Genomic DNA, 25,378 nt, shown 5'->3' with positions numbered 1-25,378 from the left:
CCCGGCCAGGGGGCGGGTTCACCCTCGGCGCGCGGCGTAAACAGGTCACGCGCGCGTGAGCTGCTCGATCAACTGGCGGCATGCGGCCAGCTCACCCTCCAGCGCGCGCCGGTTTTCGACGAACGTCTGGCGCAGCATATCGGTCTCCTGTAGCAGCTGCCGGCGCAGCCCCTCATATTCGGTCTGCACCGCCAGAAGAGCCGCCTCGTGCTCCTCGCGATCCAGCGTGCGCTCGCGCCGCAACTCGTCCAACTGCGCCTCAGCCTGCTGTCTGCGTGCGCGCTCTTCGTCGAGCCGCTGCGTCGCGAACCGCCCGGTCGCTTCGCTCTCTCCGAGTTTTCGCTCGCGTTCTCCGATCTGGTCGCGCAGGTCGGTGCATTCCGTGCGCAGCATCGCGGCCAGCGCGCTGGCTTCGTCGCGCTCGCCCCGGGCAGCCTCGATGGCCTGGGTGGCTTGCTCGCGCGCACCGGCGAATTCGTCGCCGGCGGCGCCGAGCGCCGTGTGCCAGAGCGCGCGCATGGCGCCGCCAACTGCCACCGGGAGATCCGCGATCACGTCGCGCGATGACGACGTGCTCAGGACGTCTGCCCTGACGACGTTGATCTGCCGGGAAATCCAGCCGGGGTCGCCGCCGCCGAGCAGCTCGCGCACGCGGCGGGTGGACACCGCACTGCGGAATGACAGGGGGGTGACGTGCTGGCCCACGCCGCCCTCAGTCAATAACTGAAGGACTGCGGCCTTGACGGATTCAGGTGAATTGAGTGGCGCGCGTCCCATGGCGTCATTATCGCGCAAAACCGGTAGTCCGCAACATTCCCACAATTAATTACGCGCACTCCGTAATTAAATGGAATCTGTGAGTCAATTAAATCCTGATAATCCGATAAGTTCTGTTATCGGATGAGTTGGCCTCGCGGATCACGCCAGTCCGTTCTGTCATGCGGGCGACACGCCGGGCGCCTGCGATGCCGCGCATGGTGGGTCCGGAAAACGTTTTTCTTTTCGTAATCTGCTTAACCGGCAGCACGCAATGCAAAATAATGATGGCGCATTGCACAAAATAATTTGTGCATAACAGTATCGCGTAATATTGATGATTATAGATTTAAATCAGCGGCCGTATATTTTCCTGTAATCCGGCCGGGAAAAGACTGCCGGCGCGCGATGCGGAAGGGCCAGACTTTTTCCCTGGGCGTGCGCTGCCTGCCGGCCTGAGCATTCAGCGCCGGATAGCGCACATCGGGTTCCACCAGCTGATCCGTTCCAGTGGTCGGCCTGCGGCAACGCAACGTCCCACCGGCACTGCTGATGACCTACAAAGCAGTACGTGGGCGACGCCATCGGGCCGCCCATTCATGCGCCGGCCGTCACCCGGGCATTGTCGCCATAGATGGTTGCCCACGGAACGTTCCAGGAGGCGTTGTGGAAACAACCCTGTCAGAGAAGCTTGTCGCGCGCCTGGCAAAGGAGCGGCGCGGGGAGGGAAGTGGCGCATCGTATGTGCCGGGGCTCACGCAGCGGCAGATTGCGCGCGGCGTCGGCCGCATGCACCGCTTCTGCTGCACGCGCTGCGGTGGTCGACAGATCATTCTCGGCTCCGACGCGGAGCTCGCAACCTTTCTTCTCGCACACTGGAATCCCCAAACGTGCGACCTGAATGAGTATGTTCCTCTGACCGATCCCGCTGAAACGGAGTCGATCGCGTTACGGCTCGGTATCGCGCATCCGCGCATGCGCGACGGCAGCCCGTCCGTGTTGCGTACTGGCCTTATGGCGTTGCGCAAAACGGATAAGGGCCATGCATGGACCGCCTTCGACACGCTCGCATGCCAGCTTGACCCGGCTCGTGCGGCTCCTGACTCGATGCGGATCGTCAGTGAGTACTGGCGCCAGCGTGGCGTCAGCTGGCAGCTGAACCGCTCGGGCGGATTCAACGACTGCCGGGTGCGTAACCTGTGGCAGCTGTTCCCGCACAGCGAGTACATGTTGACGGCCAGTCCGGACGCTGACGATCAGGTGCAGCAGGATGCGCTGCTGGCCGAACTCCGGCGGTGCCGGTATCGCAGCCTGCGTGAGGCGTGCCATGCGGCAGCCCGGGCGACGGGCAGACCACTGGGCGATGGCGTGCGAGCCGGGTTACAGCTGCTTGCCACCCGCAGGATTGTGGGCCGTATCGATCTCCCAGACCTGCTGCTCCAGCCGCTCGGTGGACTGAAAGTCACCCGGGCCACGCGATGCGGCGGCTGAACCCTTCCAAAGAGCACGCCATGAATGATCGCTTCCACCGCGTCAGCCGAACCGTGCTGGGCGTACCGTTCCGGCATAGGGCCATCGCGCCATCTTGCCGGGTCAGCCCCAGTATTGTCTATCCGTATAGCCGACAGGTTCGGCGGTGCGGAACGGGTGTGATGCAGGGCGACCAGGGCCGACACAGGTCGACTTGTCTGCTGATCTGCCCCTATGAACACGATGGCCGCCCGTCCGCACTCCTGAACAGACTGCTGGCGCGCTTCCGCAGGCAGTCTCGCACGGCCAGAGACCGGACCGTGAAATGGGGCAAGTCAACTGGGCTGTCAGGGCCATTCTGGATACCCAGCATTCTTTTCGACGAATGTCAGACGGAGCGGCCCAGGATGTCGGTCATTCCGGACCATCGCCGCCTTGAGCGGCACGCCACTCCGGATGTTTTTGTGCGGGTCGCCTTCTACATGCGAAGGTGCCGCGACATTGTGGTGTGTGAGTGCGGTCGGGCGCGAACCCCGGGCCGCTGCTGCTGGCAGATTGTTCCGGGATCGCACCATGGCAGACCACGCCCGTAGTTTCAGGCCGGTTTCGAAGAACGATCTGTTTCACGAGGAGGCCACCGGAAAGCTGTATCGGGTGGTCGACACGGCCGGCGGCCAGCTCGAAACGGTGCTGTGTGACGTGCGCAGCGATCGCACGGAAACCATCTGCCTGCTGACGTGGGACCTGTGCCGGCGCGCGGCGCCCGACTATGCAGGTGCGGACAGATTTGTTGCGGTTGAGCCTAGGGACGATCCGTATGACAGATTCAGGAAAATCCAGTGTGACACGCAGGGACATGTGTGGCAGTGCGAAGAGAACTGGCAACACATCGAATCACTCGTGAAAGATCCTGAGTTTCGCAAGACACTCTTTTACGGGCTACAGCGCAAACTCATCCTGGAAAAGCACGCTGACGCCAGCAAAATAAGCCTCACGACGATGCGCAGATTGCACCGCTGGTATCTGCAGCGGGGCATGTGCCGGGCAGCGGTGACCAGCAACCGGTTCCGGTGCGGGCGGAAAGTCCAGTTGACCAGCTTCCGCAGCGATGAACTGCCCGAGCGCCGCGAGCGCACGTACCGGAAGCGGCCCGGTCGCGAGCCGCTCCATCCCGGTCAGGACGCGCGTCCGTCTGAACTTCTGCGCTGCCTGTTTGCGCAATACACCGATCTGTATCTGACCTGCAAGGAAGGTCCCTGGCAGGTGGATATTCCACCTGAACTGATGAAGGAGATCCAGCGCTCGAAGCCGGATGCGAAGCTTTACGGAGCCCGTAGGCGAAATCGCAAGACGGGCGGCGTTGCGGGGTCCGGTAAGGCCAGGCGAAAACGCTCCCGTGCGGTTGGCAAGGCTGGAGACCGCAAGCAGATCACCATGGAGATGTGCGTCGACCATCTGAACTACGTGTGTCGCTGTACCCGTCAGGTGCGAGATGCAACGGGCCAGATCGTCGATCTCGAGCTTGCGCCATTTGGAGAGGTTACGGTCAGGCAGTTTCAGCATCATTTCCTGACCAATGTGCCCTTGCCCATCCGTATTAGGCGCAAGGTGGGTGAGCGCCAGTACCACCTGACGCACCGGCCGAAGCGGGGCCATGCGCTGCAGCACTCCAAGGGCCCTGGTACACAGTACCTGATTGATGCGACGGTCGCAGACGTCTACGTTGTCTCGAGGCTCAAGCGCACTGTTGTCGTGGGGCGTCCGACGATCTATCTGTGCATGGATCTGTTCAGCCGCCTCATCGTTGGGGTCCACGTAACACTGGAACCCCCGAGTTTTGATGGTGTTGCGCTCGTGCTCGAAAGCATCGTGACGCCGAAGGTCGAACTGTGCGCACGCTACGGCATCACGATCACGAGCGCGCAATGGTCTTGTGAAGGATTGCCGGGCAATGGATTTCTGGCGGATCGGGGTGGGGATTTCATGAAGGCGGTGGGGTGGCGGAGGGTTAATCGGGAACTGGGGGTTCCGATCAGCAACGCTCGTGCCAGTGATCCGACGATGCGTGGATTGTCCGAGAGACGGTTCGGATCGGTCCCAAGCCGGTATCAGCGTGCGGCTTTCGGGGTGGTTGAAAAAGATGTGGCAACACGATGTGCGCCGCGCTACGCCTGGGACGCAACGCACACCGTGACGGAAATCATGAAGAAAATGCTCAGGGCGATACTGCTTCATAACGATACGCCAATTGCCCACAGTGGAGCGATTCCCGATTCCGCGCTCGATGGCGACGCCAATACGCCGATTAACCGCTGGCACTGGGGAATCGCGAACATGGGCGGAAGCCTGATATGCCGGTCGGTCGACGAAGTGCGGCTCGCCACGTGGCCTCAAGATCACGCGAAGCCGACCGACAAGGGGCTGTTGTGGAACGGTGCGTACTACACATCGCCTTATATCCAGTCGACACTGATCCACGTCTGGCACAAGCACGGAAAGGACCGGATTGCGGTGCAGTACAACCCGGACAACATGTCCACGCTTCTGTTCAGGGGCGAAGAAGGCTACCCGCAGTATGCCGTACAGAATGCCACCAACCCTGTATGCCCGGGCGATGCGTCGCTTAAGGAGTGGAACCAGTACCGGTGGCAGACCCGGCGCAACAACGCCGAGAAGAGACGCGCGCAACAGCCTCAACGCATCATGGATCAGTTGAACAATGCCGAGGAGGGCAGGAAGGCCAGGCTCGACCAGAGAAGGGCGCTCCGCGAGGCCGGCCTTCATCATCCGCGGACCAAAGACATGCGCGATGCGCGGGCCGCTGAAGTCGCGATCGAAAAACAGGCGCGAGGATTCGGCGTCTTCGCGTCGGAGCGACACGACCATCATTCACAGCCCGGTGATGATGCCCGTACTGCAGAGAAACCCGTGAATGACGTGGGCGACATTCCCGATGCAAGATCCGCCATGCGTCGCCGGACGATGGCAGCTCTCGCGCACAGGAAATGAATCAGGGGTGACCAGGAGGGGGCCAAGTAGTGAAATCTTCGTTCAATTTACTTAGTATGCCGGAGGATATATGAGGGTTCGAGATGAATGCCATGACAAAAAACAGTCTTTGTCCGTCATCGATGACTATGTTTTCCGAAAGTTCAATCCGTGTGTCGTGGCCGACTACCGTGACGGCCAGCAGGAGCTGGAGGAAAACGCCAGCAATCCTATGATTCTGGCTCTTCCCGCTTTCGTGCCGAGAGATGAGGTGATCGCCGCCATGAAAAAGGCATTTGCAGTGCCACACATGGATACATGGCGACAGTGGCCCCTGGTGCGAAAAATCCTTGGTATCGAACATGTGCTGCAGGTGCTGGTCACCTGTCCCGAACATCTTGAACTGTATGACTGGATGCACGTCACGTTACGGCATCGATATCGGGATGCAGTTCCGACCGCTGCCCTCGCACCACTGATGCAGAAGAACTACGAAGCATCGCAGGCGCTCCATGCGACGGTGATCCGGCATCCAGGGAAGTCCCACTCCCGGTGCCATTCGATCATCGGTCTTTCGGGCGCTGGCAAGACCACGCTGATGGCGATGGTGCTAAGCATATTCCCAATGATGATCGAGCATCGGGAGTTCGCGGATGTGCCGGCCTATTTTGTGCAGGTGACGTGGCTGGTGGTGTCGTGTCCGTCCACTGGGAGCGTCGAAACGCTGATGCAGCTCATTCTCCAGTGGTTCGATGACCATCTCCCCACACACTACGTGGATGAGATGCCGGCGAACGCGAAAATCGGACGCTACATCAAGAAGGTTCACACTGTTTTGAAAAGGCATATGGTTGGATTCCTAATTATCGACGAGTTCCAGTTTGCACTCAAGGCGGCGAAAAAGACGGGGATCGTCGATTTTCTGACGAATTTTTTCAATGAAGACTGTTGTGCGTACATATTGATCGGTACGCCAGAGGTGAGGCGTATCATCGGCACCCTGTCCATGCGCGACGCAAGGCGGACAATCAGTGGTGGCAAGACGGAATTGTCGCCGTACCGGTACGGGCGCGAGTGGTGCCGGTTCGTCGATGAGCTGATACGTATTGACTTCCTGCCTTGCGCACCGGCTGATATCAGACCTATCCGCAAGGCTTTGTACGAAGTCAGTGCAGGCTTGTCCGCATTCGCGAAATTGGCGTGGGAAATCACGCAGTATGTGGGATTGCGGGCGGGGTATCAGGCCGTCACGCCAGAGCTGGTCCGACAGAGTGTGGCCGACACGTTCTCGCCCGTCAGCGGGCTCATCGATGCACTGCTCAGGCGTGACTACACGAAGCTCGTTGGGCTCGAGGACATGGCGATCGAAGAGGTGGAAAAGATCAAGGCAGTGATCGAGCGGCAGTTCGCCCGTCGGGATCTTGAGGCAGGGAATGGGTCTGTCGAAGTGGGGAAGGTGTTTGCGCTGTGCGTTGCGATGCTCGTTGACCTCGGAAAGCCGGTGGTCGAAGCGGAGACCGAAATCAGGGACATTCTCCAGACGCATCCTGGGTGGACAGCCCAGGAAGTGATGAAGAAGGCACTCGTTGGGGGACACCCGAGCGGAAAGTCTCCTGCCTCAACTCGGAAAGTGGCGCACGCGCCGGCAAAGAACACCCGGACGCGCAGAGGGCTGGCGCGAAATTCGGCGCACCCGGTGTAGTCATGGCTGTCTTTCTGGAGTATCCCCTTCCGGACGAGGTGCTTATCAGCGTGGTAGCTTGCTATGTGCAGCACGACGAGGTAAGTAACGTAACTGCATTTTGCCGACGACTGTTTGGAGAAGGTGCTGGGCTCGAGATGCCGGTAGCGATTGTTACAAATCTCCGACATCTGGAAGCCGAAACCCGACAGTCGTGGGGAATGACCGCTGAGCAGATCCGTGACCGCCTGACACTGTTTCCTTATTACGCGGCTTTCTGGCCCAAGGCAAAAGTTGATTCTGTTACCGCCTTGTGCTTTCAGGTGCCGGAGCAAAGGAGGTCTGAGGACGGGCCACCGCCATGGAGATCGAATACGCTCCGTACGGGGGTCTATCGGCTTGGTATCAGGTTTTGCACCGCATGCTGGCTCGAGGACGATGCGAAGCGGGTGCGCCGTTACTGGAGACGGGCACATCAGTTGCCGGGCGTGGTGACCTGCCATGTTCACGGCTGCGCTTTGAGCACTATCGGTCCTGCCGCGAAGGGGATGCTTTCTACGCGACACCCTCGTGCAGATACATCCCTGGATGTTCCAGGAACCCCTTTTCAGCGTGCCGCACGACACGAGGTTGGTGTCCTCTCGGCGGCGGTTTTAAGGGAAGGGGCCACTGCGCTTCGGCTCGCAGATTGTCGCGAGCGGCTGGACTGTCTGCGGGTATTGGGTTACGGCGCAAACAACCGCCATCTTATAGACGAAGCCCGGCTTGTCCGCGACGTCGTGCATACCTTTGGCAAGAGCTATCTGGAGCTTGTTCGACTCTCCCCCAGGGAGCCGCGCAGCTGGATTCACGACTCCGTAAATAGCAGCCCGCGACAGAAGAGGGTGGGAAATCTGACCGCCATTCTGATGGATGTGTTCCTGTCCGGTGTTCTGCGCCGCGTGAAAGATTCACCCGGTCCAATCTGCCCGTCAGCAGAGAGCGCGGACGATCCGTGCCACCGTCTCGTGATACGTGATGCACCTGATCGTGGCTTTCACTGTTTTTGCTCCTGTGGATACTCCTTTCTTTTCGAGGAGGATGCGCAGCAATACAACCGGCGGCTTGAACCGACGTCCGCTGGGCCGGATTATGCGCGCGCGGCGGCATTGCTGGACGACAAGGGATGGCCGCGCGAACGGATCGCGCGTGTCTTTGGTGTGAGCGAGGAAAACCTCGCGCACTGGATGCGATTCGAGGCTGAAGCCAGTGGCCGGAAATTATGTCTAGCAAGGGCGAGACTCCTGGTCCAATGGACTGAGCTTGTCTATCGCTGCGGAGCAGCCGATCGGGCGCCAGCTGAAGACATTCGGCTGTGGCGGCTGGTCCAGAAACTCTGGGACGTCCTGCCGCAGAGCTTGACACCGCTCGATTGCCGCGACTAGTGGAGGCACCTATGCAAGACTTTCCGCCGTTGCGATGCGTGCACACGTTCGAAGTGCTGGCGCGATCGATGAGCTATCATCTGGCGATCAAGGAACTTGACATTGGTCGCGAAGAAATCCGCAGTCAAATCCAGTTGTTAGAGCGCGAACTGAGTGTCCGTCTCTTTGAGAGTGCTCAACCGCTCAAGCTGACACCGGAGGGGCAGCGATTTTTCAAAGTCGCCACCGTAGCTTTCGACGCCTTCCGGAAGGCCACGGTCGAATTCCGGGAGAGCCAGTCTGCGTGGCGTTTGCAAATCCGGGCAGCGGTGACATTTTCAAATTGCTGGCTGGCGCCCAAACTGTCCGAATTCCATGCAGGTAATCCCGCTGTTCAGGTTGTCCTTAAGGCGCACGCCGATCACGAGGGGCTAGCCGGCATTTCGGTTGATGCAGAGATACGTTTTGCTCCCTCCGTGAGGACGGATCTGTGTTGCGACAAGATCTTCCGGAGCCTCGTCGCCCCGGTATGTGCTCCGGCGTACCTGATTTCCCATCCAGCACTGACGCACGGCGAAGCAGCGACACTTCGCGACTGCACGTTGCTACGCACCTTGACCAGGCCGACGGACTGGCCCGACTGGTTGCGCGCCGCTGGAATAAGCGATTTCAATCTGACCAACACGTTGACCTATGAAAGCTCTCTCGTTGCTCTTCGGGCGGCAAAGCGGGGGCACGGGATCGCGATTGTTACTCTGGCGTTGGTGGCCGCTGAGTTGACCGCAGGGGAACTCGTTGCGCCCTACGCGTTGACACTCGACCAAGGCGACGCTGCCTACTATCTGATGTACGGCCCAAGCAAGTTGACGATGCCTGCGTTTGCTGCTTTTCGTGACTGGCTGTTGTCAGGGCAGAATTGATCTCGAATGTTTGACGTCAATGGGGCACAGGGGTCGATTGATTGTCGCGGCGGGCGCGAACATCACCGAGCTGATTGCACTTTCGAAATCTTAAAGGGCAACCAAGAATGCGCAACAACCACGATGTTAAGAGATAAGCTAGCCGTCGTCATGGTTCGGCGCCTTGCGGACTGAAGGTGAAAATTTCCGTTAGATCCGCGAAGAACTCGTCGCCAGCATCGTTATAAAGCCGCTGTACAGACCGCGTAAGCCGTCCACCAAGCGTCATGCTCTCGAAGCACCCTGTGCACCCCGCGCACCTCCAAGGCCGCCGGGATGCGTTTCGCGTCGGGCGGGCACGGTCGTGATGTTGGCTGCCCACAACTCTCGGCCGGTGTTATCGTGGATATTGGCGAAGACACCAGCGGGGTTACGAGGAGCCGACGATTCAGAGCATAAGCACGGATCAATCGTCCAAACCATCGAAGACGGCAGCTCGGCCATAGTCCAGAAGCGCCTACAGGATCACGTCCTGTCAATTGCGGGTGATGCGGTGAAAACGCCTGTTGGGCGACTGACGTGTTTACGCCGACCGAAAATTCAGCCACATGTAGGGATCGCGCCGACTGAAAATTGAGCCGGGCAATCAACCTATCCTGCTAGTTTTTCTGGCAGGGTTTTTGGGGATGATCCCGATGACGATGATTGGCAAGGTGCGGCGGATGTTCCACCGCCAGAACAAGTCGGTACGCGAGATAGCACGTCTCACAAGCCTGTCGCGCAACACGATTAGTAAATATCTGAACATGGATGTTCAGGAGGAGCCGAAGTATCAGCGGCGCGCCCAGCCGACCCGGTTGACGCCGTTTCATGAGGTGCTGGTGCAGGCGCTCAGTGTCGACGCGCGGCGACCGAAGAAGGAGCGGCGCACCGCCTGGATGCTGTTCCAGGAAATCAAGGCCGGCGGCTACGACGGCTGTTACTCGCGGGTGACCGATTTCATCCGGGCCTGGCGGCAAGGCGAAGGCAAGGCGGTTTCGAAATCGGCGTTTGTGCCATTGCGATTCGAGCTGGGCGAGGCATTCCAGTTTGACTGGTCCGAGGAAGGACTGGTTGTCGGCGGCATTTACCGCAAGCTGCAGGTGTCGCACATGAAGCTATGTGCGTCGCGGGCGTTCTGGCTGGTTGCCTATCCGAGCCAGGGGCACGAGATGCTGTTCGATGCCCATACGCGCTCGTTCGCGGCCTTCGGCGGGGTGGCCCGCCGGGGCATCTACGACAATATGAAAACGGCCGTAGACAAGGTTCACAAGGGCAAGGGTCGCACGGTCAATCCGCGTTTCGCAGTGATGTGCTCGCACTACCTGTTCGATCCGGACTTCTGCAACGTCGCCAGTGGCTGGGAGAAAGGCGTCGTCGAAAAGAACGTGCAGGACAGCCGTCTGCGCATCTGGATTGAGGCGCGTGCGCAGCGCTTCGGCAGTTTCGCTGATCTGAATGCATGGCTGGCGACCCGGTGCCGGTCGTTGTGGGATCAGGTGAAGCACCCGGACTATCGTGACCTGAGCGTCGCCGACGTGTTCGAGCAGGAGCGCGCCCATCTGATGCCGATGCCGACACCGTTTGACGGTTATGTTGAGCGTGCGGCACGAGTCTCGTCGACCTGCCTGGTGGTGATTGGCCGCAATCGCTACTCGGTGCCATGCGAATTCGCAGGCCAGATGCTCAGCACGCGGCTCTATCCGGGCCGTGTGGTGGTGGTGGGCGATGATGCCGTGGTGGCCGCCCATGAGCGACTGGCCGACGAAGGACTGGTGCGATACGACTGGCAGCACTATATCCCGCTGATCCAGCGCAAGCCCGGCGCGCTGCGTAACGGTGCGCCGTTCCAGGGCATGCCCGAGCCGCTGCAACGCCTGCGTCGGGCGTTACTACGTGAGCCAGGTGGTGACCGGGTAATGGCGAAGGTTCTGGCGCTAGTCCCGGAAAGCGGTCTGGATGCCATAGTGGTTGCAGTCGAACTTGCATTGGAGCAGGCGCCGCCCTCCGGGCGCGTGAGCGTCGAGCATGTGGTGAACGTGCTGTCGCGCATGCGCAGCGTGCAGATGCCGCCGAAGATCGATACTGCGCTACAACTGACGACACCGCCGCTGGCCGACACATCGCGCTACGACGGGCTGCGCCCGGCGCTGCAACAGCCGGAGGCCGGTCATGCGTGATCTGATCGTCGAACTTAAACACTTGCGGCTGCACGGCATGGCTGCCGGCTGGGCCGAACTGCTCGAACAGGTGAATGTCGAGGCGGCGTCTTCGCAGTGGCTGCTCGAACGGCTGCTGCAGGCCGAGGTCGCGGATCGGGCCGTGCGTTCGGTCAGCCACCAGATGAACGCGGCGAAGTTCCCGGTGCATCGCGACATCGCCGGCTTCGACTTCGATGGCTCGCCGGTCGACCGCCAGCTCGTCACGCAACTGGCCGGTATGACGTTCACCGAGGGCGCGCACAACCTGGTTCTGGTTGGCGGCCCGGGCTCGGGCAAGACGCATCTGGCGACCGCCATCGGCGTGTCCGGCATCATGCACCACGGCAAGCGCGTGCGCTTCTACTCGACCGTGGATCTGGCCAACGCACTGGAGCAGGAGAAGGCGCAGGGACGCGCCGGGAGGATCGCGGCGAGCCTGCTGCGCCTCGACCTGGTCATTCTGGACGAACTCGGATATCTGCCCTTCAGCCAGGCCGGCGGGGCGTTGCTATTCCACCTGCTGAGTCGCCTGTACGAGCACACGAGCGTTGCGGTGACAACGAATCTGGACTTCGCCGAATGGTCCAGTGTGTTCGGCGACGCGAAGATGACCACGGCATTGCTGGACCGGCTGACGCATCACTGCCACATCGTGGAAACCGGCAACGAAAGCTACCGTTTCCGCCATAGCAGCGCCAGTGCAAAGAAGCGTATCCGCTCGCGTGAAGCAGCGCGCAGAGCCGACAGTGCGAGCGCGAACGAATCAGCCTGATCGTCGCTTGCCGCGCAGTGGAAGCCGCTACGGGCTACGCCCTTCGCAGCTTCCACTGCGCAATACATCCTCACACGAAGGAGGACAAGCCCTCCGCAAACCCATACACTAATCCACAACCGGTCCTGCTTCGGACCGGTCTCCACCCCGGCTCAAAGCTCGGTCGGCGCGGTGGCTCAAAATTCATTCGGCGCGGACACTGGTGGTGGAATGCACGGCGGAATCGCCGGTGCGAACGTTCATCTCCACCATGCGATCTGTCTTGTTCGGGAATATTCCAATTATCCATGCCTGGACGGAACCACTTTGTAGTGCCGGCCACGTCGTATTGACCCAGCCGGCAGTACCGTGGCCGGTCGACGACCCGGCGGACACGCTGGTCAACGCCAGCGATCTTCCAGCACGCGATACGCGGGTCGATCTGCCGGCCTGTTCGGATGGTTTCCACCCGTACGGCGCCGCGGACATTCAGCTAATCGCGGCGTTCGCTGCCGAACGCGTGATTGCCGTTCTCGATGACATGGGACAACCATCGACTGTATGGTCATGGGTCCGCTCGAGCGCCTTCTTCGATACGCTGCCTGCACCGGTTACGACACGCTCGATCGTGCCCCTCTCTTCGTCGCGATCTGACAGCGCAGCAACGACTCGGGAACTTTCAAAAGTGCTGCGCGGCAAATGACGTATCGTATCCTCAAATATCGTCTGCCCGGCGCAGCGTGGTCGCTTGAGCTCAGTGAAACGGCCATTGGGACACTTCTCGGTCATGTTCAGCGTTCGCCTTCGAGCAAGGAGTCCGTCGGGCAGCTATTCACGAAAGATCTCACTTCTAACCCTGTCGTCGCGGAGGTAGCAACGGTGTTGACACCTACACGGGCTGCATGGGCGCGGGTGACCTTCAGTACTGACCGTGCAAGGAACGAACGGGAGTCGCTTTTCACGAACGGACTACATTGCATTGGCTTCTGGCATACGCATCCGGAGCCGTCGCCTACGCCCTCCATGGAGGATCGTCGCCTGGCACGCGATCATTCGCTGGCGGCAAAGCCACAGCTCTCAGGAATTGTCTTCGTCATAGTCGGAAATGCGCCACCGCCCATCGGCGTGCGCGTCTGGATTGATGATGGAATCGACTTGCGTGAAGCTCTATTTGAAGATATTCACCGCTCGGACTGACGCGGGATCATCGCGTAGCGCTCGATGTACCGTGCCTACTGTCTTCTGCATGCAGCTCATGCAAGACGATCTCGGTCTGCCGGCCATGCCGGTGCACTGAAGGCCGGACACGCCGGTCATTGGCAGCCTTGAGGCCGACAGCGGCGCGGCGATCAGCAATGTGCGGCTCTTGGGCGTGCTACGACGCTTTGTCCTGTTGGCGCGACACAGGCGTTGGGCCACGGTACGGAGTTGACCACGGTGCGCGACTACCTTCGGCACGCATCCGTGTCGACGACGTCTATCTACCTGCACAGCGACGACGTCGAACGCATACAACAGGGGGACAGGCCTTCGGTGCGGGTCAACAGGAGCGAACCGGACGGAGCTCGCGGCACCTGATGCTATCGTGCGGGAACGGACGTCAGGCATGTTGCTGAGAACGCCGGGCATCGCGTACCGGTGCGTGAATGTGTCAGGGGTACTGCAAGCGGTGATATGCGAACCTCCCTAGCGTGCTGCTCGTCGCTACGGACTTCTGACTCATATAATGAAGCCCGCAAGATTGGTCAACGCATGGCCGCATCTGCGCCACAGATGCAAAACGCATTGTTGCCTCTGACGCATGCCACACCAACCGACAGGCGGTGCCGCCGGAACAGTGTGTCGGGCATGCAACGCCTTTCACCACGGCCGCGAATCGCGGTCTGGTAGGCAATCAGGCAACAGGAAAACAGGTGGAATAGTCAGGAATATTTACGGTTGAGTCGAGGTTGGATAAATTTTCTGGTTTCGGAGATTGATCGCATGCGTGATGAGTTGATGACGGAGGCACTATGCTGGCAGGTGGAATCAAAAGTGAATGCGGACTATGCGTACAAGGCAAAAGCAGCATTTGACCTTTCGTGCTATTGCCCAAACAAAGACTGCCTCGTCAAGGTGCATCCCAAGAAACTGAAAAACACCTATTTCTACGCTCCCGAACGGCACGTCGCTGGCTGCCCCAACGAGGCCCGATCTACCGAACCGTCGATGTATCCCGGAGAGTCTCACCCAAGACCTGCGGATGAGCCTCGCAAATCCGTGCCAAACCTTCTCGGTCCTGGTCCGACCATCAGAAAAAAAGCTGCTGAGCCTACGAGAGAAGAGTTGCAGCAACTGGCAGTGACGGTCCGTACACTCCCCGCGTACTACCCGGGAACGCTGGAAGAGGTGATTGATGCCTGGATCCAGTTGACGCCCGGGGAGCGTGCATCGCAGCCACTGACTATCGGGAATCAGCACCTGACGTACGAGAGTGCCTTTATATTTCTTGGCAGTGCCTCGGATGAAATCAGTTCGCTTAATCCGCCCGAGCGGATCATTTTCGGTGCTTCAACCGTCAGAGAGGCGGACTATAGCTTTCTTATAGAAAGCAGAAAGCGATTCCTCCATGAAGCGAAGAAACTCCCCTTGCTACTGGTGTCGAGCAAAAAGAAAGTGCTGCCCAATTATCTTCCGACACTGGTTGACAAGAAGGCAACGTTGTTCTGGCATGGCGCCATTCCCAGGTTGACAGACAAGAAGAACGCTTTCCGCTTCGACGTTGATTCCAGTTCTCCATATGCGGGCGTCGCGCTCAGGTCCGGAGAACTGGCGCCCTGGATAAATGCAGGGTCGACGGACGCGCCGGCATAGCCCCAAGCGCCCCGGGTCCGCACAAGGCAGGCCGTGTTCAGCCGGATTCGTTTCCATAACGATTGGCTGCGTTTGGACGCGCATGCTGGTCCCGACCATCTGGGTCCCCACGTCCATGAGACGGATGCTGCCGTCTGCGCGATTCACGTTACCGTGGATGCCCAGGGCCAGCCTCAAGCAACGCCGTACCGGGTATCGCCCGTCGACGCCTGGCGAGAAGGAGATCACCGCAGAGTTCGTTTGCCGACGATTGTGCTCTAACGCGGCGACAGGGACCACAAACACCCAAAACAGCAGGACATAATTGAGATCTCATCGAGAAACTCGCGGCCGCTGACATTCCATCAGTCAAGGGTTGGCAAAGTCCGGCGACAGTTCGCAAAACAACGCCGGTCCACTCAAAATTCTCGCTCAAGAACCGGATGAATCTGCCGATATGAAGCCGTGGTCCCGGCTGCAATGCAACCAGACTTGTGTGCTCACGTCGTTTAAGCGAATGTTGCGCGAACTGCGTGCGCCAGGACAGACTCCTGGAAAGCGAGCGTGATCGAAACGCGTGCTACCGCAGAGCGCTCTCCGATAGGACCTCATGCATTTTGCATGTCTGTTATAACAAGTGACGCACGCGAGGGCAATTCACCACCGCATACGATTCCTCTCAAGACGCTGTCTCTATACGATCATCGCTTCCTCCATTGCTGGTACCGCGATGTCGACTTCAGACGCGTGCAAACGTGGAATGAGAACTGGCCAAAGACTGGTTGGACGGACATGAAGATCGAATCGACCGCTCTGGCCATTCACAATGAGGCGCATATGTAAGGCGCAGCCGATGCGGCAGAGGTATCAATGCTCCTGCAGGATCAAGTCTGCCAGCTCGTCGATAGATGCCGTAGCGCCGCTTTCGCTACGCCCGCGGTGGAAATCGGAACAGGTAATGCGCCACACCAGAAGAAGACAACGACAGTGAATACGACTACCACGGCTGCTGCAAGCGAAACGAAGCGTGATCGCTGGAAGGAGGCTGCGACAGCCTTGAATTTTTGGCAAGCGCTCGAGTACCTTGGGCCTCAATCGCCGCCTGATGTAAAGCTCGAAGAGTCTGTGTGGGCGTTGAGCCATGATGCGGCAGAGCGCGAGATGCCGTGGCTCGATCCGAAGAAGCGCGCGATTCTGGATGCCCAGATCGGGCCCAATCGGAAATTTCAGATCTTCGCTGGCATTCTCGATGGCAGTTACTTTATCGAGGTCGCTCGCAAGTATCTCGCAGCTCCTCCCATCGACGGTTCCGAGCGCCGCCCCCCATCGCCGGCGGCGTGCGTTGTGCTGGATGCTAACGGAGAGGGGATGGCAAGTGGTCAGGTGTTTATCAGCACCGTGCCGTGGGCCCTTGCTCAGATTTCGAACGCCTCGGGGAAAGCTGGGAAACTCGATTTTCAAGGTTTTTTCGGAATCCGTGGGCTTGAAGAGAAGATCCGCGCGAAGTTAACCGACCTGATGGTCGAGCGCAGGCTAATTCGCAGAGCAGCAGACGATGAGCACACGTCGCCTGAAACAAGCGAAGAGCGCGATCCGATACCAGCACCGGCAGCACCAGTATCCGCGGCACTCATCGCTGAGATTACAGCGCTGTCCGCGGAATCCCGGCCGGAACCGCCACCGCTTCGTCCGGTGACTTCTGCGGACATCAAGGCGATTAGTGCGCTAGTGTTCGACATGTGCGGTTGGCGCCCTGAGCGCGAGGAGTCGTGGCGAATTCAGGCACGTTGGGTGCCAAAGAACGAAACTGAGAGTGCTACCACCCAGGACGATCCGCTGAACAGCTTCTACGCTGAGGACCTGGAGCACGTCGCTGGAGCGGTCGAAGCGCGACACGTTGGTGCTGGCCTCACCGCTTATCTGCAAGGCGAAGATTCGTCGGGGCGCATCGACCTTGAGCGACAGGTCGACAAGTTGATCGACGGTGTTCACCCGTCTCTGCAACCACCAGGCTGCTGGCCAGCGAAGTTTCCGCTGGTGACCGCGCAGCAGTTCGCCGTCAACACGGCCTTGCGTGATCTCACGGATGCGGGCGGTCTCTTCTCGGTGAACGGGCCGCCCGGAACCGGCAAGACGACGATGCTCAAGGACATCATTGCTGCGGTCGTTGTGCGTAGGGCGGACGTGCTGGTCGAATTCACCAACCCGGAGTCTGCATTTCGCAAGCGTCTCGACATTGAGCGGTATCAGTATCCAGCGTATGAGCTTGATGCGCGCCTCAGGGGTTTCGGTATGGTGGTTTCGTCGGCCAATAATGGCGCGGTCGAGAACATCACGAAAGAGTTGCCAGGGCGCTCAGAGATCGACGAATGTTTCGACGTTGACTACTTTTCGGTAGTCGCCGACTCGGTGGCCGCACCACAGAAGGCCCAGCAGGTCTCCGCGCAGCGCCAGCGCTGGGGCCTTGTTACCGCCGTACTGGGAAACAAGAGCAATCGCAGCCAGTTTGCGACCCGTTTCTGGCTGTCAGGTCTGCCAGCGAAGACGAAACCGGGGGAGCCTCCTCCTCCGGTTGATCCGCTGCGTTTGCGTTCTCTCCAGGATCTCATGAGGACAGGCGAGCATGGCGCCCTGTCATGGGATGTCGCCTGCGCACAGTACCGGCGCGCCCGCGAGAAGGTCGAGATTTTAACCCGTCAGGCAACGGCTGTCGCCGATGCAATACAGTTACGCGTGGGCGCAACCGGCAGGCGGGGGCAGGCCTTAAGCGAGCTCACCCGATACGCGCAGTTGCTGCCGGGCCAACTCGACGTGCTGCGCAGCGCCCAGGCGGCACTCGTGGCTGCCAGGAACGCGCATACGAGCGCCAGACTGAGCCTGAGCGCCGGTCAAAAGTGGATCGAAGCCGAACAGCAGGTAGAGGCGCACCGGAAAGCGTGCGAAGCGATCGCCGAACGGATCTTGCCTGGAGCATTGGACGACGCCAAAGATCAACGCGTTCGCGCCGATACAGCCTACCGGCGCCTGCAGGCCGACATCGAGTTTCATCAACGGAACAAGCCGGGGTTTCTCTCAGAACTCTTTCGCACGGCATACAGCCGCCGCTGGAACGAACGCAGCGCCGAACTGGATTCCCGGCTGCGTGAGGCGCGCGAGCATGAGTCGCGCATGATTGACGCGTTTGCGAACCAGGAGAGTCTCCAACGCGCATTTGAGGCGCGCGCCGAAACCTTGAAGCTGGCGCGGCAACATTCGCTGTCCTGCAAAGAGGAGGCCCGCGACCAAGGTGTCGAATTTGATGACGCATCAGGCGATGCACAACCGTCAGCGGGGTTGCTTGGTCGCCTTGAGCGAGCCGCAATCGACGCAGGCAAGTCCGTCGACATTGCTTCCGCTGCTGTGCAATCGGCACAAACCACCGCCGACGCCACGAAGCAGCGCATATCGAAAATGCAGGCGCAGCAGGCTCGGGCCGAAGCGGATATTGACCGCGCCGAACAGGTGCTTTCGTCCGCTGATGCTCCCCCCGAAAAGATCGGGCATTGGGACCTTGCCCAGCTCAATCGCGAGGCAATGCACAGCGCTGCGCCGTATGAGTATCCCGCCTTGTTTCAGGCACGCCGCGAACTCTTTATCGCAGCCATGGCGCTCCATCAGGCTTTCATCGTTGCAGCGTGGAAGCGGCTGGCGCGCACGCTCAGCGCGTTTGTCAATCTGCTGCAGGGTAACCTGAGTCCCGCGCAGATCACGAAAGGCTCCATCCATCTCTGGGACGCGTTTTTTTTGGTTGTGCCTGTGGTCTCGACGACCTTCGCCTCGTTCCCCCGGCTGTTCTCAGGTATTGGCCGTGAGGCACTGGCGTGGCTGATGATCGACGAAGCTGGTCAGGCTGCACCCCAGCAGGCCGCAGGTGCGATCTGGCGCAGCCGCAACACAGTTATTGTCGGAGATCCGCTGCAGCTCGAGCCGGTCGTCAGCGTGCCGGAAGAGATGATCTCACCGTTGCTGAAGCGTTGTTCGGCGGAAGCTCAGTGGGCTCCTCCATTTGCGTCAGCGCAGACGCTAGCCGATCGCGCGAACCGTCACGGAATGTACCTCGGGGAGCCTGGCTCGGACGAACAGATCTGGTTAGGCTCGCCGCTTTTAGTCCACCGCCGGTGTCTGGACCCCATGTTCCGGGTCTCTAACAGCATCGCGTACGAGGACAAAATGGTCTACGGTGCGGGCGACGACGAGGGGCCGCCCGGCATTGGACCCAGCAAATGGGTGCATGTGCCGGCCGAGCATTCGGAGGGGCACTGGGTCGAAGCTCAGGCACACCGGACGATGGAACTGGTTCACGCGATTACCGGGGGCAGGCTCAAGGAAAAAGGACGCTTCAAGGTCTACGTCATTACGCCGTTCCGCACTGTTGCGTACAAGATTCGACTACTTCTGCTCAGGCGCTATGGAGAAGAAAGCAAAGGTATGTCCGGAACCGTGCACACGTTCCAGGGAAAGGAGGCGGAGCATGTCGTCTTCCTCCTGGGAGGTAACCCGTCGAGTCCCGGAGTCATATCAATTTTCGCGGGTGCCAAGCCGAATCTGGTCAACGTTGCGGTGACGAGAGCTAAACGACGGCTATATGTTGTGGGCGACCGGAAGTACTGGACCGGCGCATCTGATGTGCACCGCATTTTCAGCCGAATGGCCGAGCACCTGGATGAATCGGAGATGGAGTGGCATCGAAAGCGCACTGCGACCGACTTTCAAGAAGCTGGGTTTAGTACGGATGCCGAAATATAATTGAAGTATCAGGACGATGGGCGTTCGCAGAGCCCCGAGGGGTGAGCGTGTGCAACACCGACGTATCAAGAACCAGGCTGAACGGTCGGCTGTCGGAAGACCGGCAGGCCGCGTTGGCAGGTGCCGATGCGTTCAGGCTTCGTGTGTGAAAATCTTGCGATCTGCTCGTAGCTGGTGACGCCGCAAGGCGTTTTTTTCACAAAATAATTAGTGAGACCGGGAAACCGACGAACATGAGAGAGCTAGGCAAAGAAACCGGACCGTTGGCCGCGGGCCGATTCGTACCAGATAGCGAAGTGCTTCAGGTGGGTGATGCGAAGACAGGGCGGGCCAATGTCCGGACGGGCACGGACAGCGAGACGGGCGCCCAGGTTATCATCAAGCAATGGGAGCGCAATAGCGTCTCATTCGATCCAGTGATTCAGGAAATCTGGCGCCAGGAAATCAGACAGATTCATCGACTGATGGGATATCCAGGTGCGAAGGATTTCATAGCCCCGCTGGTCGATTCCGGATTCGATGAAAGCGGCTTCTACCTGATTCTCGGGCCGGGTCAACGGTTACCTCTTCCCGTCATTCTCGACCACGTCGCGTCGAATCACTGGTTGAGACAGCCGCGTCTGGAAGCGAACCGGTTGCAGATCTGGAGCAATCTGGACCGGATAGCGTCTGGCTTGAGCCTTCTGCATGTGCAGGGTCTGCTGCACCGCAATCTGGACCAGTGGGCGATTCTCACTTCTGGTGAGGCGGACTCTGATTTCCAGCTTAGCGGGTTTGAATGGTCCGTGCGACTTTCAAGCGCCGCGCGGATCGTACCGTTGCAGGGCAGTAACATGGCCGGCGACCGCAACGTTCATTCTTTTCTCCAGGACTGGTACGCATTCGGCGTTCTCGCCACGACGCTACTGGGGATTGACGCGAAGGTTTTTCTGGAACGAAAGACGGATGACGGGCGTGACGCAGCGGTTCATCTCACTGGTCTGGAGCGGGCTCTCATCATGCGTTTGCTTCGTGGTGATCCGTTCAGTCGCGTGGATGGCGACTCTGTACGGCAGGAAATTGCAGAGATACAAGGCGGTCTGAGGGCCATCGTCGAAAAACGCCAGGAAAGGTTGTGCCTCACCCCGAGCCTGGGCGTCGATTCGAGAGTTTCGCAGGCGATACGAATCGCTTCCGACCGGACAATAGACATCGACGACATCGAAGCGCAGATGGAATTTATCGCAGGCGATATTGCCGAAGGGGCGCAATTGGTCGTCGCTACCACTCGTGGCGAAAACCCCGCGCGCCGCCATCTGCTGATCGGACGCGTCCTTGTCTACCACCTCAGCGCTTATCGTCACCAGGGACCTGCGGGCAAAGCACCTCCGATCTGGGCGATTGCTTTGTGTGACGGCGTATCGAAGCAGCGACCTGTTGCTGCTGACATTATTGGCCAGAAGCGACTCGCAAATGGATCCATCGACATCGTGAAGCTGTCGGAAATGGGCGTTCGTTTTCCGAAGCTCCAGGGCCGTACTGGTCATTGGGACAGGCAGGTACAGATATCGGAAGACAACGGACTAAGCGGGCACCGGCAATATCGTGCACTTCTCCTTGTCCAGATTCTGGAGGCTTTGCATATCGCCTCCGAGATCTGGCCGGTGAAGGTGCACTCGGTGGAGGAGAGGCAGGGCAAATATACGGTCTCCCTGATCGCTCGCGAAGATGAAGAGCGCTCCAAACTTTCAGCCGCTCTCGGGTTAAAAGCGACCACCATCCGAATGCAGGATGCGTTCGGTACAGATCAATGGCAGTCGGAAGAGGCATGGAAACTAACCGAAGTCGGCGTGCTGGGTGAGAAGGAGACGGGACGCCATGAATGGAGCTTTCTGGAGGTAGTCGAAAAGTCCGGCGAGCCCGTTTCTTATCTATTTGAGGGAAACAGCCCGATGGAGGTCGGCGAGAAACTCTTTCTGAGACGCAGCAGTTACGTTGGCACCGACCGGTTGCTGAACCGCAGGGTCAAGGCATTGCTCGCATTGCGGGAGCATGCGGAATTGCTGGACGCACTGGAGGACCCTCGAGGCGTCGTACGGCCCACTCATGAGATGCCTGGCGAGGACGAGCAATACAGGCAACTGGACGAATCAAAGCAGGCCGCACTGCACGACATATGGGCGGTGATGCCACTCTATCTGCTGCAAGGCCCGCCTGGTGTCGGGAAAACACGCCTCGTGAGGGAACTCGTCCGGCGAAAGATCGCGGAGGACCCAAGCGCACGACTCCTGCTTTCCGCGCAAAGTCACGACGCAGTTGATCATCTGCTGCAAGAGATCGACAAGGAATTTGATACCGGTTCAGACGATCTCCTGATCGTGCGGTCCCGCCCGCGGGATGATAAGCGCCCTCCGGGTAAGTACGATCTCCACAAGCAGGCTGGCGAATTGTTGAGACGCGTTATCAAAGGGCGCCTGTTCGCAGAACTGCCGCCCAACATCAGGATCAAGCTGGATGATCTCGATCCTGAGCAGTTGTCCGCAGCTACAGAAGATTCTGATCCGACGGCATTGCGGCGCGCTGACCGGTCAATCGAGGCACTACTGCTTCGCGCTGCAAACTTGGTATTCGCATCGACCAATGCCCGCGATCTCGAGCGCCTGATAGAGGAGCGTTCCCAGTTTGACTGGAGCATTGTCGAGGAGGCGGGCAAAGCTACCGGACCGGAACTGTTAGCGCCTTTGTTGCTGTCGCATCGACGGTTGATGATCGGTGATCACAAGCAGCTTCCGCCTTTTGGTGCGGATCGGCTACAAAGTCTCCTTGGTGACCCGGAGGCGATAAGACGCGCACTGGAAGTGGGTACATCGCTGGTCGGCTGGGTCTTTCGCGAAGCGGGACTGGACGAGATCATCGATGACTCCAATGCGATCGATGACTTCGCGGCGGCGTGCGGCGACGCCGCTGCCGCACTGGTCATGTTTGAAACGTTAATCGAGCAATCGCTTCCGAAGAAGGAAAGCACGAAAAAGCGGCGCGAAGTGGCAAAGCAGCTCTCGTTTCAGCATCGCATGCACCCCGCCATCGCAACACTCGTGTCGACAACATTCTATGATGGAGAACTGCTTACGCATACGGGCACCCTTGATCGCTACACAAAGGAAACCCCACCATTTGACGTAGCTGTCAACGACATCCGCGTGAAGTCGCCGATCGTATTTGTTGACATGCCGTTTGTTCAAAGCACAATCGGCAAGCAGGAGATCGAAAAGAAGCCACGTTACTACAACGAGGAAGAGATTGATGCGGTAATCAATATCCTGTCGACCCTGAGAGTCAATGGCGGCGACGGGAAGCCAAGCGTGGCAGTTCTCGCTCCCTATGTCGAGCAGGTAAAGCGGTTGCGAAACCGATACTTCGAAGAGAGAAAACTACGCCTACGTGAGTTATCCGGTTTTTCTTTCGAGGGCGGTGCTGATAACCCGATCGGGACAGTCGATTCATTTCAGGGCAACGAAGCCGATGTCGTCATCGTATCGCTTGTCCGCAATAACGCTCGATCCGGAAAACGGGCATTGGGCTTTCTGGCCGATCCGCGTCGTATGAACGTGCTGCTCAGCCGAGCAAAGTGGAAGTTGTTCATCGTGGGCAGCAGGGAATTTCTCGATACGCGGTTTGATGCCAAAACAGACAACGGCGACCTCGATTTTCTTCGCCGAATGCTTGGATCGCTAAAAACACAAAGCGAGTCCAAGTCGGTCAATGATGTTGTTGACGTCAGTTTTGTCAGCCCCGAGATCTTCGGCAAGGAAAAGAAATGAGCGTGCGTATCGCAATACCCGTGTACTACTCCACGCTAAAGTTGCACATCGAGAAGGGCCGCCAGTGGAACGCCATCGAGCACATGCTCCTGTATGCGGTCTGGCGTGAACCCTTGACGGGGCGCCAGCTTGCTGACCTGTCGAACACTCCGATCCGGCTTGTAGTGGAAGTCATGATCCGACTGATGCGTGCCGGTTGGGTTGAGCTAACAAGCGAAGACGACTGTGACCAGTTCAGGGCCACTGCGGCCGGAAAAGCTGTGGTGGACCGTGAGAGCCTTCCCGCGGTCACACGACCCGGCACCCGCTGGGCCAGCTTTGCAATTGATCGGGTCACTGGCGCGGTATTCCGCGCACGAGATCTGACGCTCTACAACAGATATACCTTCGAAAAGCTGTCGAGGGGAGGCGAGATCCCGACACTGGACCCAGAGTCGGTAGAGCCGACGATGCGGCAGGATGCCATTATCTCGACACTTCTGGACGACGACGAGCAATGCACTCACGTCGACTCGGGAGTAGCACGTCTGGCCGATCGCTTTGCTGTCGTTTCCGTCACGGGAGAGGTCATCGAGGGCCTGCCCCCGCGTGCGCCCGAAAAACTGAGGCAGAAGATTCTTAGTCTTGCAGCAGCGGTTCCCGGCCCCGATCAGCAATCCAGCGCAGCAACGATCCAGAGCGCTGAACCCGCGCAAACACCTACGTTCGACGTCCGCTTCGACAGCGGAGATTTTATCGTAGGGGCGGAGGAACACCGTCACCTCATTGAATTGATGCTTCGACGGGCACGCTCCAGGGTCGTCATTCATTCAACGTTTTTGAACGTAGACGCTTTCAAGCGTCTGCTTCCCCTGATGCACGACGCCGCGAAGCGCGGTGCGCAGATTGACATTCTGTGGGGAAAACTGGACTCCGATGAAAGCGGTGCGGCAGCAAAAATCGCAGCCGATTGCAGGTCTCTCATCACAACGGATGAACTTAGACAGCGCATCACCATACATAGCTATTCGACCGGCTCGCACGCAAAGATACTTGTGGCGGATAACGGCAAGGGTAGCTTTGTCGGCGTGCTAGGTTCATGCAACTGGCTCAACACGGACTACAAGGGTATCGAGGCATCGTTGCGGTTCACTACGCCGTCCGTAGTGGCTGAGATGCTGGGTATCCTGTCAAAACTGGCAGGGGGACCGAGTCTCAACTGGTCGCCGTTTTCTACCGATCTTGCCGCCCTGGCCTGCAAGGTGCGAGCGACGCCGCCCGGTCCTGCTTCTGGTGTGAGCGCGAAAGCAAAGTTCATCTTTGGCGCGGAACATGCCCGTAGCGTCCGGGAAGCGAGAGATGCGGCTAAGTCAAGAATAGTGGTGGTGAGCCATCGGTTTAGTCACAATGCGGAAACGCTTGTCCTCATCCCGGCCAAAGTTGCTCACCGTGAGAAGAACGTCAACATTCAGCTCTATTACGGGCGATTCGACGGAACGAACGACGGAGCCGTGGCTGCGACCCTCGAACGGCGAGCCATCTCGGAGGGCGTCAAGTTCGATCAAGTACTGGATCCAAGGCTTCACGCAAAAATTCTCGCGTGGGACGAGGATTCAGTGGTCGTCAGCAGCCAGAACTGGTTGTCGGCAGATCCAGGAGACGACGCACACACTTCCGAGATCGGAATATCCCTGAGCGGCAACGGGCTGGCGAGAGAGCTGGTGGCACAGCTTGAGGCCAAGATAGGGAAATCCACTCAGGTAAAGTACTAACGATCTACGAGGCAGGCAACGA

Annotated in this window: 15 protein-coding genes and 1 pseudogene; 14 read left to right on the top strand and 2 right to left on the bottom strand. The window is 59.1% G+C overall.

The window, feature by feature from the left end:
• Positions 1 to 45: 45 nt before the first annotated feature.
• Together OKW37_RS32325 and OKW37_RS32320 are read right to left on the bottom strand one after the other, a co-directional pair.
• Entirely contained in the window at positions 46 to 777 is a 732-nt protein-coding gene (locus tag OKW37_RS32325; RefSeq protein WP_429404340.1) for a DNA-binding protein, read from the bottom strand.
• A 320-nt stretch (positions 778 to 1,097) separates the two neighbouring features.
• Positions 1,098 to 1,250, bottom strand: coding sequence for a hypothetical protein (locus OKW37_RS32320; protein WP_429403345.1), 153 nt, complete (start codon positions 1,248 to 1,250; stop codon positions 1,098 to 1,100).
• Positions 1,251 to 1,422: 172 nt separating this feature from the next.
• Between OKW37_RS32320 and OKW37_RS32315 the strand changes: the two genes are divergently transcribed.
• From OKW37_RS32315 to OKW37_RS32250, 14 genes and pseudogenes are all read left to right on the top strand, one after another.
• Positions 1,423 to 2,247, top strand: a complete 825-nt coding sequence (locus OKW37_RS32315; RefSeq protein ID WP_429403344.1) for a hypothetical protein — start codon at positions 1,423 to 1,425, stop codon at positions 2,245 to 2,247.
• Between the two features lie 552 nt (positions 2,248 to 2,799).
• On the top strand, positions 2,800 to 5,235 hold the full coding sequence (locus OKW37_RS32310; protein ID WP_429510019.1) for a hypothetical protein: 2,436 nt from the start codon (positions 2,800 to 2,802) through the stop codon (positions 5,233 to 5,235).
• Positions 5,236 to 5,305: 70 nt separating this feature from the next.
• A complete protein-coding gene (locus OKW37_RS32305) occupies positions 5,306 to 6,916 on the top strand; it encodes an ATP-binding protein (RefSeq protein ID WP_429403341.1) in 1,611 nt (536 codons plus the stop codon).
• A 2-nt stretch (positions 6,917 to 6,918) separates the two neighbouring features.
• Positions 6,919 to 8,319, top strand: a complete 1,401-nt coding sequence (locus tag OKW37_RS32300; RefSeq protein WP_429403340.1) for a TniQ family protein — start codon at positions 6,919 to 6,921, stop codon at positions 8,317 to 8,319.
• 11 nt (positions 8,320 to 8,330) lie between these two features.
• A complete protein-coding gene (locus OKW37_RS32295; protein WP_429403339.1) occupies positions 8,331 to 9,218 on the top strand; it encodes a LysR substrate-binding domain-containing protein in 888 nt (295 codons plus the stop codon).
• A gap of 674 nt (positions 9,219 to 9,892) precedes the next feature.
• Complete coding sequence (gene istA, locus OKW37_RS32290; protein WP_429403338.1) at positions 9,893 to 11,416, top strand: IS21 family transposase; 1,524 nt, start codon at positions 9,893 to 9,895, stop codon at positions 11,414 to 11,416.
• Positions 11,409 to 12,209 carry an IS21-like element helper ATPase IstB gene (istB, locus tag OKW37_RS32285; protein ID WP_429403337.1) on the top strand — a complete coding sequence of 267 codons (801 nt, stop codon included), beginning with the start codon at positions 11,409 to 11,411 and terminating at the stop codon, positions 12,207 to 12,209. The genes istA and istB overlap by 8 nt, the downstream gene beginning before the upstream one ends.
• 229 nt (positions 12,210 to 12,438) lie before the next feature.
• Positions 12,439 to 12,891, top strand: a complete 453-nt coding sequence (locus tag OKW37_RS32280; RefSeq protein WP_429403336.1) for a hypothetical protein — start codon at positions 12,439 to 12,441, stop codon at positions 12,889 to 12,891.
• Entirely contained in the window at positions 12,888 to 13,385 is a 498-nt protein-coding gene (locus OKW37_RS32275) for a Mov34/MPN/PAD-1 family protein (RefSeq protein WP_429403335.1), read from the top strand. The genes OKW37_RS32280 and OKW37_RS32275 overlap by 4 nt, the downstream gene beginning before the upstream one ends.
• A gap of 100 nt (positions 13,386 to 13,485) precedes the next feature.
• Positions 13,486 to 13,766: pseudogene (locus OKW37_RS32270) on the top strand (hypothetical protein); the annotation flags it as partial.
• Between the two features lie 405 nt (positions 13,767 to 14,171).
• A complete protein-coding gene (locus OKW37_RS32265; protein WP_429403334.1) occupies positions 14,172 to 15,041 on the top strand; it encodes a hypothetical protein in 870 nt (289 codons plus the stop codon).
• Positions 15,042 to 16,007: 966 nt separating this feature from the next.
• A complete protein-coding gene (locus tag OKW37_RS32260) occupies positions 16,008 to 19,805 on the top strand; it encodes a DEAD/DEAH box helicase (protein ID WP_429403333.1) in 3,798 nt (1,265 codons plus the stop codon).
• Positions 19,806 to 20,038: 233 nt separating this feature from the next.
• Entirely contained in the window at positions 20,039 to 23,605 is a 3,567-nt protein-coding gene (locus OKW37_RS32255; RefSeq protein ID WP_429403332.1) for a DEAD/DEAH box helicase, read from the top strand.
• Positions 23,602 to 25,356 (top strand): phospholipase D-like domain-containing protein, encoded by a 1,755-nt coding sequence (locus OKW37_RS32250; protein WP_429403331.1) that lies wholly within the window; start codon positions 23,602 to 23,604, stop codon positions 25,354 to 25,356. The genes OKW37_RS32255 and OKW37_RS32250 overlap by 4 nt, the downstream gene beginning before the upstream one ends.
• Positions 25,357 to 25,378: the final 22 nt, after the last annotated feature.

The organism is Paraburkholderia sp. MM5482-R2, assembly GCF_050436125.1.
In the GTDB taxonomy this organism is placed as follows: domain Bacteria; phylum Pseudomonadota; class Gammaproteobacteria; order Burkholderiales; family Burkholderiaceae; genus Paraburkholderia; species Paraburkholderia tuberum.
This window is presented reverse-complemented; position numbering and strand designations above follow the sequence as displayed.

Excerpts from the sequence above, each read along its gene's own strand:
- OKW37_RS32325 (WP_429404340.1), bottom strand. The coding sequence starts at position 777 with ATGGGACGCGCGCCACTCAATTCACCTGAATCCGTCAAGGCCGCAGTC.
- OKW37_RS32310 (WP_429510019.1), top strand. The coding sequence starts at position 2,800 with ATGGCAGACCACGCCCGTAGTTTCAGGCCGGTTTCGAAGAACGATCTG.
- OKW37_RS32305 (WP_429403341.1), top strand. The coding sequence starts at position 5,306 with ATGAGGGTTCGAGATGAATGCCATGACAAAAAACAGTCTTTGTCCGTC.
- OKW37_RS32300 (WP_429403340.1), top strand. The coding sequence starts at position 6,919 with ATGGCTGTCTTTCTGGAGTATCCCCTTCCGGACGAGGTGCTTATCAGC.
- OKW37_RS32295 (WP_429403339.1), top strand. The coding sequence starts at position 8,331 with ATGCAAGACTTTCCGCCGTTGCGATGCGTGCACACGTTCGAAGTGCTG.
- istA (WP_429403338.1), top strand. The coding sequence starts at position 9,893 with ATGACGATGATTGGCAAGGTGCGGCGGATGTTCCACCGCCAGAACAAG.
- istB (WP_429403337.1), top strand. The coding sequence starts at position 11,409 with ATGCGTGATCTGATCGTCGAACTTAAACACTTGCGGCTGCACGGCATG.
- OKW37_RS32275 (WP_429403335.1), top strand. The coding sequence starts at position 12,888 with ATGACGTATCGTATCCTCAAATATCGTCTGCCCGGCGCAGCGTGGTCG.
- OKW37_RS32265 (WP_429403334.1), top strand. The coding sequence starts at position 14,172 with ATGCGTGATGAGTTGATGACGGAGGCACTATGCTGGCAGGTGGAATCA.
- OKW37_RS32255 (WP_429403332.1), top strand. The coding sequence starts at position 20,039 with ATGAGAGAGCTAGGCAAAGAAACCGGACCGTTGGCCGCGGGCCGATTC.
- OKW37_RS32250 (WP_429403331.1), top strand. The coding sequence starts at position 23,602 with ATGAGCGTGCGTATCGCAATACCCGTGTACTACTCCACGCTAAAGTTG.